General features: G+C 32.3%; 12 protein-coding genes. 3 read left to right on the top strand and 9 right to left on the bottom strand.

All coding sequences use genetic code 11. The features are described 5' to 3' along the window. Positions 1 to 226: 226 nt before the first annotated feature. From COL3_RS00940 to COL3_RS00925, 4 genes are all read right to left on the bottom strand, one after another. Complete coding sequence (locus COL3_RS00940; protein ID WP_008419081.1) at positions 227 to 907, bottom strand: peptidylprolyl isomerase; 681 nt, start codon at positions 905 to 907, stop codon at positions 227 to 229. Between the two features lie 50 nt (positions 908 to 957). Next, positions 958 to 1,788: a deoxyribonuclease IV gene (locus COL3_RS00935; RefSeq protein ID WP_008419083.1), complete on the bottom strand. Its 831-nt coding sequence runs from the start codon at positions 1,786 to 1,788 to the stop codon at positions 958 to 960. 144 nt (positions 1,789 to 1,932) lie between these two features. Then, positions 1,933 to 2,376, bottom strand: a complete 444-nt coding sequence (locus COL3_RS00930) for a hypothetical protein (protein ID WP_008419084.1) — start codon at positions 2,374 to 2,376, stop codon at positions 1,933 to 1,935. 209 nt (positions 2,377 to 2,585) lie between these two features. Then, positions 2,586 to 2,846, bottom strand: a complete 261-nt coding sequence (locus COL3_RS00925; protein ID WP_008419087.1) for a YkuS family protein — start codon at positions 2,844 to 2,846, stop codon at positions 2,586 to 2,588. 192 nt (positions 2,847 to 3,038) lie between these two features. On the opposite strand from COL3_RS00925, the gene COL3_RS00920 reads away from it, so the two are divergent. After that, complete coding sequence (locus COL3_RS00920) at positions 3,039 to 4,598, top strand: hypothetical protein (RefSeq protein ID WP_008419089.1); 1,560 nt, start codon at positions 3,039 to 3,041, stop codon at positions 4,596 to 4,598. Between the two features lie 145 nt (positions 4,599 to 4,743). On the opposite strand, the gene COL3_RS00915 is transcribed toward COL3_RS00920, so the two are convergent. Then, positions 4,744 to 5,679 carry an AraC family transcriptional regulator gene (locus tag COL3_RS00915; protein WP_008419090.1) on the bottom strand — a complete coding sequence of 312 codons (936 nt, stop codon included), beginning with the start codon at positions 5,677 to 5,679 and terminating at the stop codon, positions 4,744 to 4,746. 183 nt (positions 5,680 to 5,862) lie between these two features. On the opposite strand from COL3_RS00915, the gene COL3_RS00910 reads away from it, so the two are divergent. Next, a complete protein-coding gene (locus tag COL3_RS00910; protein ID WP_008419092.1) occupies positions 5,863 to 6,603 on the top strand; it encodes an SDR family oxidoreductase in 741 nt (246 codons plus the stop codon). A 305-nt stretch (positions 6,604 to 6,908) separates the two neighbouring features. Here COL3_RS00910 and COL3_RS00905 read toward each other — a convergent pair whose 3' ends face one another. The 4 genes from COL3_RS00905 to COL3_RS00890 all read right to left on the bottom strand — a co-directional run bounded on the left by COL3_RS00905 (position 6,909) and on the right by COL3_RS00890 (position 10,991). Beyond that, positions 6,909 to 7,184 carry a GNAT family N-acetyltransferase gene (locus tag COL3_RS00905; protein WP_008419096.1) on the bottom strand — a complete coding sequence of 92 codons (276 nt, stop codon included), beginning with the start codon at positions 7,182 to 7,184 and terminating at the stop codon, positions 6,909 to 6,911. Between the two features lie 428 nt (positions 7,185 to 7,612). Then, a complete protein-coding gene (locus COL3_RS00900) occupies positions 7,613 to 8,983 on the bottom strand; it encodes an MATE family efflux transporter (RefSeq protein ID WP_008419098.1) in 1,371 nt (456 codons plus the stop codon). Between the two features lie 263 nt (positions 8,984 to 9,246). Continuing rightward, on the bottom strand, positions 9,247 to 10,314 hold the full coding sequence (locus tag COL3_RS00895; RefSeq protein ID WP_035282348.1) for a HAMP domain-containing sensor histidine kinase: 1,068 nt from the start codon (positions 10,312 to 10,314) through the stop codon (positions 9,247 to 9,249). Beyond that, the gene (locus COL3_RS00890) at positions 10,314 to 10,991 is read right to left on the bottom strand and encodes a response regulator transcription factor (RefSeq protein WP_035282331.1); all 678 of its coding nucleotides are present in this window, start codon (positions 10,989 to 10,991) and stop codon (positions 10,314 to 10,316) included. The genes COL3_RS00895 and COL3_RS00890 overlap by 1 nt, the downstream gene beginning before the upstream one ends. 363 nt (positions 10,992 to 11,354) lie before the next feature. Here COL3_RS00890 and COL3_RS00885 point away from each other — a divergent pair, with 363 nt between their 5' ends. Continuing rightward, the gene (locus tag COL3_RS00885; RefSeq protein WP_008419103.1) at positions 11,355 to 13,085 is read left to right on the top strand and encodes an N-acetylmuramoyl-L-alanine amidase family protein; all 1,731 of its coding nucleotides are present in this window, start codon (positions 11,355 to 11,357) and stop codon (positions 13,083 to 13,085) included. Positions 13,086 to 13,299 lie beyond the last annotated feature (214 nt).

Below are 13,299 nucleotides of genomic sequence, written 5' to 3'. Positions count from 1 at the left end.
TTAGAGCCTTCAGCGATATTTTCATAGTTTTTCGTAACAAAAATATTTATTATTTCTGGTGAAGATATCAACATAAAGGCTTGTTAAATATAGTTATCTAATAAGTCAAATTAATATTTTGAGTATTTATAAAATGACAAGTGATAAGTTCCGGAAGGAAAGCCACAGGCTTTTCAAAATATTATTTTATGTGTCACGAATCAAATTCTTTTTAATTAATCTACTACTATTTAACTTTTTTAGGTTCCTTATACTCTACACCTTTTGTGTCAACTCTAATTGATTTAATAACCACATCTGTTTTAGGTGCATCTGCAGAATTAGTTTCTACATTTTGAATTTTATCTACAATTTCTAATCCTGATATAACTTTACCAAAAGCAGCATATTCTCCATCAAGATTTGGAGCATCTCCTGACATTATAAAAAATTGGCTTCCTGCGCTATTAGGGTCCTGTGTTCTTGCCATAGAAAGGACTCCCTTTGTATGCTTAAGGCTATTTGCAAAACCATTTGATGTAAATTCACCTTCAATTGAATACCCTGGCCCGCCAGTTCCATTTCCTTTTGGATCTCCACCTTGAATCATAAAGCCTTTAATTACCCTGTGAAATTTTAAATTATCATAAAAGTTTTTATTTGCTAAGTATATAAAATTATTTACTGTATTTGGAGCAATTTCTGGATATAGCTCAGCTTTAATATCTCCATATCCCTCAACTGTTATAGTTGCTATTGGCAGGTTTTTATTTTCCTGTGATGAACTTGTATCATTACTTTCACTTGTTTTAGCAGTGCCGCTATCTGACTTGCTAGTGCTACTGTTAGTATTTCCGCAGCCAGTCAATGCAAGTATGCTCATTAAGATTGTTATTAGGATTAAACTTAAATATTTTTTATTCTTCATACTTCTTCCACCTTAATTATGTAAATTTCAATAGTATAATTATACCATAATTATCTATAAAGTTCTTTTAATAATGCTATCTCTTTTGCATAACCATCTAATTCATTTGGAGTTTCAAGGAAAAATGGCAATTTGCGTAGGCTAGGATGATTAATGATATTTACAATTCCATCTAAACCTATGGATCCTTCCCCAATTTTTTGATGCCTGTCTTTATGGCTTTCAAATGGATTCATACTATCATTTAAATGTATCGCACATAACTTATTTAATCCAATTATTTTATCAAACTTTTCTAAAACCCCATCTAAATCATTCACAATATCGTATCCTGCGTCATATACATGGCAGGTATCAAGACATATACCCATTTTATCCGATAATTCTACTCTTTTTAATATTTCCTGCAATTCTTCAAATGTACGTCCAACCTCTGTCCCCTTTCCTGCCATTGTTTCAAGTAATACAGTTGTTGTTTGATCAGGTTTTAGTACCGCATTTAGCATATCAGAAATATATTTAATACCCATTTCTGTTCCTTGTTTAACATGACTTCCCGGATGGAAATTATACAAATTATTAGGTATATACTCCATTCGATTTAAATCGTCCTTCATTACTTCCAAAGTAAAATTTCTTGTACCTTCATCTGCTGAACACGCATTTAAGGTATATGGTGCATGAGCTAATACTGTAGCAAAATTATTTTCTTTTGCTAATATTAAAAATTCACTTATATCTACTTCATCAATTGCCTTTGCTTTGCTTCCTCTTGGATTACGAGTAAAAAACTGAAATGTATTCCCTCCAAGTCTAAGAGTTTCCTTAACCATATTTTTAAATCCCTTTGAAGCAGACAGATGGCAGCCTATATTTAACATGCTATTCCCTCCTTATATCATATGTAACTTATTATATTAAATTCTAAATTTATTTGTCTATTATAATTATTATATCAATATAATAATTATAATAGGTTGTTGAACAATTAATTATTCAACAACCTATTTTAAAAGTATATAGATTTAATCTCTAGTGCTATTTACATCATTAATCATAATACTCATTAAATCATCCAATGATATATTCTCTAACCCTTTTGGCATTTTAAAATTAAGATCTCTTAAATCTCCACCCATTTTGTTAATAATCTGCTTTGCCTTTTCAGCATTATTATCATCTGTGTTAACAATAACTCTGTAATTCACATCTGCTATTTCATCAAATCTACCATATCCACTTACCATTGGACTTGCTGCTGCCAAAGGCCCTGCATCATGAGGATCATTGGTAAGTACAAGGTCAGATAAATTAATTGGATTTATACCAGCACCTCTATTACCCGGATCGCTTATTCCTGCATCTTCCTCTTTTATATCTACTACAGCATCATTTATACCTACCTTTTTTAATGCTTCCACTGTTTCATTGGCTGCCTTAATTCCACTAAAAAAGCCTTCTATTTTCATAAACATACCTCCAAGTATCAACGAATTATTTTAATGGTATTTTTTCACTATACTTCAACTATTATTCCTAAACACAATTGATTTATGATAAATATGTAGGATTCTTATTTCTACATAGAAATATACCTCCTTTGCTTTTACTTAGGCTAAAGGACCTAAGTTTACTTTTACAAAGGAGGTTTTTTGATTCATTTTATACAATCATATATTTATTTTGTGGTCTTTTGATCAATAGCATTTTTTACTTCTTCTTGTGTTAAACCACTAGCATTAATAATAGGAATCTCTGTAGACGTATCACTAAAGCCCATCATATTTGTATTATAGTCTGCCGTAACAATTACGTCCAAATTATTACACTTTGAAACATTGTTCTTAAGATCTTCACTAAGTACTTCTACTGAATATCCTTCAGAACTTAAATAATCAGCAATTGTAGATAATCCTTTTTCTATTCCAATTCTTTTCATATATTATCACCTCGCTTTTACTTTTCCCAGTCATAGGTGCAGATATGCATGTTTATTTTACTGAAATTTTTTTAATAGAATTTGCTAAATATATATTATATATGCTTGGTTCATAACATTCCTGTATCCATGAGTGCCTCCATTAAGCATTTAGCATATATTATTACATAACCAATAAAAGGAATGAGCAAAATGAACAAGATTTATAAAAGATACCCTTATAAAAACCGAATTAATGTACCAATGCATAACTGTTATTCTAACAAAAACGGAAGCATAAAACATTTTACAAGAATATTAGAAGAAAGAGGCTTTATTGTTCAGGAAGGGAAATTAAGCTATCTAGATATATTAAAGCTGGCAAGTGAAGGTAAGGTTGATACAGCCTTTGGGAATAATGCCGGTGCACCATATGCATCCTATCTCCTTCCGCCAGCACCAAACCAGGAACCATCTCCTGGGCAGAGACCTCCGAAAGGCTATAAGTCTGAAAACCCTAATAATTATCCTCCGAATATTAATTATGTAGCACCAGGGGTTAACTATAAGCTTCGTCCTGACGAGGCAATTGTGTTAATTGGAAAAACACCTCCTCCAGCAGTTTACTTTAGTTTTAGAAGTTATCTAGGGTTTGTTCAAAATAAACCTGAAAAAGACTACTGTGATACTATCACAGCAGGCAATCGTCATACCGGTTATTATCACTTTATCGGTGCCAGCATGGGTGATCAAATAAGTAACAGTTTTATCTGGACTGATAATACACTCTATGGAACTCCCGGAAATCCTTTTAATAGTTCCACAATTATCATTACTACTGCAGATAAAGGCATAGATAATCAAATGCGTGATGCTCTTGTTAAATCAGGTTTTAACCCTGGTATCATGAATGATGATAATATTCCTATAAATCTGGTCAATATGGGACTAGAAAGAGGCAAAGATACCTTTATGTTTGTCATGAGGGCTGCTGTTTGGGAAAATTCTGATATTGGCTGGGATTATATTTACAATCTTGATAAATATTTTACAGTACTACGCATTACCCCTAAAAACACTTGTACTGCAACAAAACCTTGGCCAATACCAGCACTAAAAAAACAAGAGATATGTGTAACTGAATTCCAAGTTGTTCCTACTGCTAGGGATACGCTAGATTATCTAAGAAGTAAAATTATTAGCCAATACGGAAATCCAGAATATGATATTATAGATTTGGATTTAAATCTTGCAATACTTGATGCCTACGAGGGTATATTACAAGATGTCAACGTCTGGATAGATGACAGAGATGCAGTCTATCTTAAAACAGAAAATTTCCAATTAGAATCAGATGATGATTTTGTGATAATATATGGAATCAACCACACCCAAACTAAATTTGCAACGTATTTCAACGCTAGTTTTTATGGAGAAGAACTTTGGAACGGCGTTGCGGGAGCCGTTATTACAAATGATCTTCAATATTCCGCTAATGAATATTTCCCTAAATCTTATAAAAATGAAAAGTACTATTATGTGATAAAAATGGCACGAAAGCACAAAGAAGGTAATGAAGTTATTATACCTTATAGTACAGGCAACCCTCAGGGATCAGCATACGGGGTTGACAACAATGAAGAGGCTTTTATAATCACCAGAACTTATGTCAACCAGGAAACCAAAGTTGCTTCGGCTCATTTTGATGTTATCTGGGATCATGCAATCCTATTTAGAAAAAAGAAAAAATATGGGCATGATTTAAATAATTAATATCGAGGAATATATAGAATAATATGTATAACATCACTAAAAATTTAGTATTGTTATACATATATTTTCAGTATTTCTATTACTCTTACAATCATATTTAACAGGTTTTATTTCTCCCCCATTCTTCAATTGAAATATTATTCACTTAGATTAAAGCAGTGCCTGAAGCTAACGAAGCTCGAAGGCGATTTATATCGCTTATAGGAGGCAATCCAAACATACGTGCATATTCTCTGCTAAATTGAGATGGACTTTCATAACCAACTTGAAAACCAACGTCTGCAGCTTCAGATGATTCAGCAAATAGCAATCGCCGTGCTTCTTGTAATCTTATAAGTTTCTGATATTGCAAAGGACTCATTGCTGTTACTTTTTTAAACTGATTATGCAATGATGATGTGCTCATATTTACTTTTTTTGCTAACTCCTCAATTCTGAGCGGTTTTGAAAAATTACTATTTATAAACTGAATAGCTTTTGCAATGCAATGTGCATGACTCCCAATCATTGCAAATTGCTTAATTAGGTTGCCCTGACTATCCTGCAAAATTCTATAAAGAATTTCACGAATTATCAAAGGCGAAAGCACTGGAATATCCTTAGGTGTATATAATAGGCGAACAAGTCTTAGAACAGCATCAAGTAAATCAGAATTTATTCTATTTACAACTATTCCACGTCCTGAATCCTTCTTACCATTCCACATCTCATTTGATTCCTTAATAATATCAAGTATTTGATCAGTATTAAAATTTATTTGAACGCATAAATAAGGTTCCTTAGGAGTAGCTTGAATTATTTGACCAGTAATAGGAAGGTGAACAGATGCAACCAAATATGATGCTGAATCATACTGATAGTTTTCATCAGCCAATGTTACAATTTTTGATCCTTGTACAATTACTAATAATGATGGTTCATAAATAGCATGTAAAGGCTCGGAGACATTTGAAGCACGAAATAACTGCAAAGCAGGTATATCTGTAGTATGTATTCCATCCTCACTAACAATTCCATTAATAATTGAAACTAATTCTTCTTGATAAATTGTAATTTTGTCATTCACTAATTCTTTATCCATTTCTAACTCCTTTCCCTATTCATTATATATAAATTATATTATTCTTTGTAGGATTAGGCAATAATCCTATGATAATAGGCTACCTAAATAACGTATCAGATATGTATAATTATCTTAGATACAAGCTATTTAATAAAAGCAGGAAGCAGCTGCGTGCTGCATATATTAAAGGAGGATTTTATTATGAATACATCTAAAAAAGAAAGGATTGCAATTGTTACAGGAGGATCACGTGGGATTGGACGTGCAATCTCAGAACGTCTCGCATCTGACGGACAAATAGTAGTTATTGCATATGCAACCAACGCTGTTGAAGCCGATAAAACGGTACAAGCAATAGTTGAGAAAGGAGGAAAGGCAATTGCTGTTAAGACAGATATCAGCGACGAAGCTGCAGTTAGTAATCTTTTTGATGTAACAGAGAAAGACTTTGGCGGAGTAGATGTTGTAGTTAACTCAGCTGGCATTATGGCGCTTAACACAATTGCTAATTTTGATCTTAACAAACTTGATCAAATAATCCATACAAACATCCGTGGCACCTTTGTTGTTGACCAACAAGCTGCCCGTCGCGTAAGATCTGGAGGTGCTATTATTAATCTTTCAACTTCAGTAAAAAAACTTGCATTACCTACTTATGCTGCTTATGTTGCTAGTAAGGGAGCCGTTGATGCAATCAGTCTTGTACTTGCAAAGGAGCTTCGCGGCAAAGATATTACCGTAAATGCGGTAGCCCCTGGACCAACAGCAACAGAATTATTTTTTGAAGGTAAAGATGCTGAGACAATTGATCGTATGGCTAAGATGAACCCTATCGAACGTTTAGGAACACCAGAAGACATTGCAGAGGTAATTTCCTTTTTAGCAGGGCCTGCTAGATGGATCAATGGGCAAACCATTTATGTTAATGGAGGTATGGTTTAGAAACTAAACTAGTGTGCCTTGCACTTTTAAGTAATGCGTTGATTCAATAATCTCAATTATATCAATCAACGCATTAAATATTTATCATAAAGTTCTGTGATCACTCTTTCAATTCCCCTCAACAAAGTCAATAAACTTATCTGAAAATTCATCCTCTGAACAACTTTCTGGGACTGATACACAGCCATTTATTTCGATTTCTTTAACCTTAGTTTACTAGCCTTATCAATTTGTCCTTTATGTGCATTCGTTGCTATAAGTATAGCTTTTCCAGACATATTAACACCTCCATAATATAACATAATCTATTTATATAGAACACACTCGTATTCTTTATTCTTTTCAAATTCTTTTCTAGCAAAACTGCAAATTGGTATTATCTTTTTATTATTACTCATGGCAAATTCTACGACCTTCTTTACTAACTGCTTTCCTGCACCTTTACCCTTCAATTGTTCATATACATAAGTATGTTCAATTTCTATTATGTCTTGTTCAATATCAGTTAATATTATCTGAGCTAAAGGATTTCCTTCTGTATCTCCAATATAAAATTTATTTACTCCTGTTTTTATTTCCATACTAATAATCTCCTCTCTACATAATTTAAATTACACATAAATAGAATGAATTTTTATCTAATCTCTTTTCATTTATTATACAATCTTCTCTTCTCAAACCAAAGCAAAACTAATACTTAAATTTATATTTTCCTTTAAAAATTTCATTCCGTTAAGTGAAAAGGTAAATTCTTGATTTTTGAAAACCTTATTGTAATACAGATTATTAATAATAGCTAAATTGGCAAAAAATAAAAGCAGACTAAGCATTTCTGCCTAATCTACTTTTACATAAGTGTTTTCTAAATTCAAAATGAATATTCAGCCATTTATATTATAACGAAATATGATTGAAAAAAGTTTACTTTAACATAACTTTAATATTCATTTTACAATTTGATAATTGCATGAATTTAGCTAATCTATAATGGCTTTATTTAATAACTGGTTTATTCGCTCATAGTGATTTCTTGTAAGCCTTTCTGTCTAATCCTAAGCCATAAGATAATTCCTATCAGACATGATAATCCCTCTGTAGCTGTCATAGCCCAAATAACACCATTAACAGCAAATAGTAAGTTTCCTACAATCAAAATAGGGATAAATAAAACACCCCTCACAGCAGCCATAACATTTGATTGCACACCATCTCCTTGGGCTTGGAAGATTCCAATGAAAAATTCACATAGGGCAGCAAAGACAGTTGAGGAAAGTTGAGCTATGAGAGTTATTTGACCAATGACAATAACCTTAGGATCAATACTGAAGAGGCCAATAATCTGTAACCTGAGTGCAAATATAACTGCTCCTATAGTTAATGTTAAACCCAGAATATACAATATGGTTTTTTTAACAATTTCCATGAGACGCTTTTGATTATTGGCAGAGTAAGCAAATGCAATTAGCGGAACAACTCCCATGGCAAAACCCATACCAATGCAATCTACAATTTGAACAACTCTTTGTGCAATTCCAAATCCCGCCACAACACTGTCTCCATAAATCATAGAATAATTATTGAATAGCAGACTTATAATTACAAAAAATCCACTAAGTAATAACGCCGAAACTCCAACCTTAAAAATTTCACCATAAATTTCTTTACTTGGTTTAAAGTCCTTAATTGACAAACTCTGAACAGTACTCTTCTTTTGCAGATAATATACAAAATACAAAACAGAAACTATATTACCACAAAGAGAGGCTAGTGCTGATCCCATAACATTCATATTAAGAACGAAAATGAAAAAAGGATTAAGTATTATATTAATTATAATACCTGCTATGGTACCAGTCATAGAAACAGTTGATGCTCCCTCTGCACGTACAGCTGATTCAAGCGCCATATTAACAATAATAACCGGAGCACCAATAACAAATATCATAACAAAATTTCTTGTATATTGTAGTGTTTCACCACTTGCTCCCAAAAGCGGCAACATATTAGATAATAAAGGCAGACAAATAATCATAAAAATAATACCTATAAGCATTGATGACCAAAAGTTAATGGAACTAACTTTTTTGGTACTGTCTGTATCGCCTTCACCTAAAAGTCTCGATATATAGGTTCCTGAACCTACTCCAAACATTTGACCAAGTGCCATTAACACTAATGAGAATGGCAATGCCAGTATCACTGCTGCCATCATTGCAGTATTATTAAGCTTACCGACAAAAAAAGCATCGATGATATTATAGATAACTGATGCGATACTACTTAGTATCATGGGAATAACCATGTGTATTATTGCTTTTGTAACAGGTGCCTTTTCCAGATAGTAGAGTGATTTCTGATCCATATTTTCCATGTTTTCCATATAAAAAACTCCTTTCGCGTTGTATTAGTAATAAAATTAGTGCTTAACAATAAAGGCAAAACCTTTCTTTAACACTATTAATCCTAATTCCTGTTTGTCTTCTATAAACATAGTATATAGCTATTATTTAAATTGAATTTAAATTGAATTTAAACGCAATGTAAACAAAAAATCACAGTCTGTTAATTCAGACTGTGATAATGAACATATTTAGCTTCTATTTGGGCATTATCAAAAAAATAACAAGTCAATATTAGGACTTGTTATTTTCTTTCATACACCTTAGGCAGCCAAATAATAAATTCTGTACCTTTTCCAATTTCACTAGTAAGAGATATTTTCCCTCCATGTAAGTCAATAATCTTTTTTACTATTGAAAGTCCAAGTCCGTTTCCACCCAAAGAACGATCACGAGATTTATCTGCTTTATAAAACCTCTCGAAAATTCGCGGTTGATCTTCCGGCGAAATACCTATACCCGTATCGGAAATTTTACACTCAATTCCATCTTCATTATTAGATAAATTAACGCCTATATTTCCGTTTTCTGGTGTAAACTTAATAGCGTTATTAAGCAAATTTATAAATACCTGGCTTAATAAATCCTCATCTCCGCATATTATAGTTTCATCAAGAGACACATCTAGGGTTATATTTTTTACCGACCACTGTGGTTCTAACATAAGTAAAATACTTTCAATTTGCTTATTTATCTGATATTTCTTTAAGGTTAAATTATTATCTTCAGATTCCAAATTAGATAACCTTAGTAAATTCTCACTTAATTTCGATAATCGTTTGCTTTCAGTTTCGATTATATTGGCATAATGTGATATTTGGCTCTCACTTAAATTTCCTTTTTTTAATAGCGTAGCGAATCCCGAGATAGAGGTTAACGGTGACTGTATTTCATGTGATACATCTGATATAAAATCTTGACGCAGTTTTTCCAAAGAATTCAGTTCTTTCGCCATTCTGTTAACATTGTCTGCTACCTCATTAAAAGGGTCTAATTCATTTGTTTTAACAAGGACATTGAAATCTCCGGAAGCTATCTTATCCATGGCTTCAACTGCTCCACTTAATATTGGAAAATGTGAAAGGTCAAACCTTTTATGTTTATTAGCGAATTTCCAGTGCAGATAGATAAATACTTTCCAGCCCAGAAGATATATCGCAGCAGAAGCTAAACTTTGAACAATAAAGATTAGGTATGAAGGAGCACTTTCTAATTGACCGAAAATAAATATGTAAATATAATATCCACTAGTAAGACCAAGTAATGTTGTAATAAAAATCAGTATTAGTGAAAAAATATACCTGTTTCTTATCACTTTATTTCCTCCAATCTGTAACCAAGTCCACGAATTGTAGTAATTTTGAATTTGTAAATATCAGACGGAAATCTCTCTCTAAGACGATTTATATGAACGTCAAGGGTTCGTTCATTTCCTTCAAAATCAAGCCCCCAAACCTCTTCGATCAATCTGTCACGAGAAAGGGTCTTACCCAGATAACTTCCAAGCATGAATAAAAGTTCAAATTCTTTCATGGGTATATCGCATTTTTCATTGTTGTTAATGACAGAATAACTACTTTTATCTATAGCTAAATTACCAATATTAATGATCTGTGACGTAGCTACTTTATAGCGTCTCAGAAGTGCTTTTATTCGAACAATCAACTCATCAATCTCGAATGGTTTTGTTAAATAATCGTCCGCTCCAAGTTCAAACCCCTTTACTTTTTGGGAAAGCTCGCTTTTGGCAGTCAGCATCAAAATTGGCATGTCTTCATAATATCTGCGTACTTGTTTACAAAATTCATAACCGTCCATTTGCGGCATCATAATATCAAGAACACAAAGATCTATTTTTTCCTCTCCAAGCTTTTTTAAGGCATCCCTTCCATTTACAGCTTCAAACACGGAAAATCCTTCATTTTTTAATACTGTACAAATAAGCTCTCTAATATAACCGTCATCATCTATAACTAAAATTTTATTCAAATCTCTCACTCTCCTATTGTAAGTATACACTATGAATGTAAATACAATATAAATTAATTTTAAAAATAGATCCATTTTAAAGAACTTCTTAGATTTAATAATTTGTTATTCATTTTAAAATTAAATTAAAATGAAAAAGTACCAAATATAAGTTTTAATTTTGTATATAATAATATATAAAGTAATATCAAAAACCATATTACAATTTATTTCCTATCTCTTCTTATTTTCGATTTTTTTCAAGAAAAAGTACCAAAATATTCATTTAATAATTGTATATTATACCGAAAGAGTTAAATAATCCTTTAATTATATCAAATAGTTTATTTATATTAAATATTTTATTTAACAAGGAGGATAACTATGTTAAAAAAATCGAATAAAATTACAGCATTATTAGTGATGGCTGCATCTATTATATCAATAGTGCCAGCAATGGCTGCAGACAGACTAGGAACAAAAAATGGTACAATTGAAAATGCTATAGCATTTAAAGATGGCAAATATCTTTATGAAGGCTATAGAACTGATGATGATGATATGGCTATATATTATAATGCTGGAGATAAAGATAAGAAATTGGATGATGCAACTACTTTCTCAACTAATGCTAAATTTGATAATAAATATGCTATGGTTGAAGATGGCAGTGATCAATATGTGGTAGATTTATCGTCTGGTAAAATTACAGATGAAGATACTGCCACTGATTTGCTGGATACTGCAAAAACAAAGTTGACAACAAAATTAAATAAGACAAGTAGATATAATAAAGCGGCGCAAGCTGTTTCGCTTAACAAAATTGATGCTGGAAAATTTGCAGACGTATGGTATGAATACACAGCAACTACTGGTTCTGCTGTAACTTATACTGGATATACAAATGCATCAGGAACATATATTGATTGTTCCTATAATGCTAATGCATATTTCTACAGCGCTTCAACACAAAGAATGGTCAAAGTAGAAAACTTCGGTGACACTAATGATGGTGTTACATTGAGTTACCCAACTAACGTAAGGACTTTAGGCCAAGATGACAAGTATATCTATAGACTAGTTGATGTAAATGTAACTGGGGCTTTATCCACAGATAAAAACTATGCTCCTCTTACAAATGTGACTCTTCTTCAAAAGCTTGCTAAAACTCAAGGAGATAAAAAAGATGATGCTTATTTACCTAAGAGCACAGATTCTTTTATAGTTTCATCGACTACAGGAAATAGTGATGCAACTGATGCTGCTACAGTTCTTGCTAAAGTTGGAACCATATTTAATGGAAAAGATGTAAAAGTAACAATCGTTGATGGTGCTATATATGTAACTTACCAAAGTGACACTCACAAAGTTAAAACAGAAAAGTTACTCCTAAGAACTAGTGAGAAAGTAGATAAGTATACAGCTATAAACACTAAAGATACTAGTAAATCTAAACTCGATGTTCATCTTGCAAAGAAAGATGGAGATAAAGATACTGATGCTGATGATTGGTCAATAGATGTTAATGGTAATGTTTGGGCTATTTATGAAGGTAAAATTAAGGAGTCAACAAAGATTGGAGACTTCAAGACAATTTATACTTGCGACAGATCATTTGATAAACTAGATGTATATGATGAGAACGACTTAATTGCATGGGAAAATGATGGGGATGCTTATACTACTGTTCAGGAAGGAAAAAAACAATCTCAAGATGATGCTGGCGCAATAGTTAAACCGACTCTACCTAAAATGGGTTGGGACAAGTTACCAGATGGAACTTGGAATTTCTATGATGCAACTGGTACTAAAATCGTTAATAAATGGATTAATGATGGTGGAACTTGGTACTTCCTAAAATCTGATGGTGTTATGGCTACAGGTTGGTTAAATCAAAATGGCACTTGGTACTATTTGGCTTCTTCAGGTGCTATGAAAACCGGTTGGATAAATGATAATGGTACCTGGTATTACCTTGCTTCTTCAGGCGCTATGAAAACTGGATGGTTAAATGACAATGGCACTTGGTACTACTTGGCTTCTTCGGGTGCTATGTTGGCAAACACAACTGTTGATGGTTATATCTTAAGTGCTTCTGGCGCTTGGATAGGATAATTTAAATATATAGACAATATTTGTAATTTGAAGCTGTGATTTTATGAATTTTTGTTTGCTCTTAGCAGAAATTTATTAATATATTACTGGAGGCAAAATCTCCAGTAATATTTTTTAGTATCTTACTGCCGGCTATCGTTTAAAGTTATCGGTCATGAATCAGAAACCCCTTATATTATAGCGAAGTATGGTTGAATAAAATTTACTTTAATGC

The organism is Clostridium sp. LS (assembly GCF_002760435.1).
GTDB lineage: Bacteria > Bacillota > Clostridia > Clostridiales > Clostridiaceae > Clostridium.
The sequence above is the reverse complement of the archived record's forward strand: the minus strand, read 5'-3'. Positions and strand labels throughout refer to the sequence as shown.

Excerpts from the sequence above, each read along its gene's own strand:
- COL3_RS00940 (WP_008419081.1), bottom strand. The coding sequence starts at position 907 with ATGAAGAATAAAAAATATTTAAGTTTAATCCTAATAACAATCTTAATG.
- COL3_RS00935 (WP_008419083.1), bottom strand. The coding sequence starts at position 1,788 with ATGTTAAATATAGGCTGCCATCTGTCTGCTTCAAAGGGATTTAAAAAT.
- COL3_RS00930 (WP_008419084.1), bottom strand. The coding sequence starts at position 2,376 with ATGAAAATAGAAGGCTTTTTTAGTGGAATTAAGGCAGCCAATGAAACA.
- COL3_RS00925 (WP_008419087.1), bottom strand. The coding sequence starts at position 2,846 with ATGAAAAGAATTGGAATAGAAAAAGGATTATCTACAATTGCTGATTAT.
- COL3_RS00920 (WP_008419089.1), top strand. The coding sequence starts at position 3,039 with ATGAACAAGATTTATAAAAGATACCCTTATAAAAACCGAATTAATGTA.
- COL3_RS00915 (WP_008419090.1), bottom strand. The coding sequence starts at position 5,679 with ATGGATAAAGAATTAGTGAATGACAAAATTACAATTTATCAAGAAGAA.
- COL3_RS00910 (WP_008419092.1), top strand. The coding sequence starts at position 5,863 with ATGAATACATCTAAAAAAGAAAGGATTGCAATTGTTACAGGAGGATCA.
- COL3_RS00905 (WP_008419096.1), bottom strand. The coding sequence starts at position 7,184 with ATGGAAATAAAAACAGGAGTAAATAAATTTTATATTGGAGATACAGAA.
- COL3_RS00900 (WP_008419098.1), bottom strand. The coding sequence starts at position 8,983 with ATGGAAAACATGGAAAATATGGATCAGAAATCACTCTACTATCTGGAA.
- COL3_RS00885 (WP_008419103.1), top strand. The coding sequence starts at position 11,355 with ATGTTAAAAAAATCGAATAAAATTACAGCATTATTAGTGATGGCTGCA.